The sequence below is a fragment of the Geobacillus sp. WSUCF1 genome, assembly GCF_000422025.1.
Taxonomy (GTDB): Bacteria; Bacillota; Bacilli; order Bacillales; family Anoxybacillaceae; genus Geobacillus; species Geobacillus zalihae.
Map to the genome: position 1 here is coordinate 1 of NZ_ATCO01000046.1, position 565 is coordinate 565.

At 52.6% G+C, this 565-nt stretch carries 1 pseudogene; it reads right to left on the bottom strand.

Going from position 1 to position 565, the window contains the following annotated elements:
• Window positions 1-91: 91 nt before the first annotated feature.
• A pseudogene (locus I656_RS0115075) lies at window positions 92-565 on the bottom strand (transposase); the annotation flags it as partial.

Below are 565 nucleotides of genomic sequence, written 5' to 3' on the forward strand. Positions count from 1 at the left end.
CCGAGTTCGACAGTGACTAGGCAAACAAAATGCCTCTCGCCCCTTGATACAAAAGGGACGAGAGGCATTTGGGCACACTTCGGGCGTGTATCTAGGCGCGAGGATGGATGCCTAGGATCTTCGGAGGAGGCTCCAGCCCTAGAGCCGTAAAGAGTTGCGCTTGTTTGGCCGTCAGCTCGGTTCGTTGATAAAGGTCGCCGTTTTTGGAAGAAAAATGTCCAAGCATAAGACGCTCACATTCATCCCTTACTTTCGGCCACGATTCATGAGTCCGGATCTCTACGATCCGAACTAACAAGAGAGCCAGCCAACTGAGCAGCACATGCGCCCGGATGCGGTCTTCCAAGCGATGATACATGGGACGCAGCTCAAGTGTCGATTTCAACGTCCGAAAGGCCTGCTCGATATCCACCAGCTGCTTATACCCGATGGCGACATCTTCCGCAGACAAGGTATCGTCGGATGTTCGGATGAGATATTTGCCGTCATACTTTTCCGCTTCACGAACCGCCTGCTTGTCGATGCGAAGCGTTCCATCCTTCAACTGGCGCAAGTATTTTCCGTA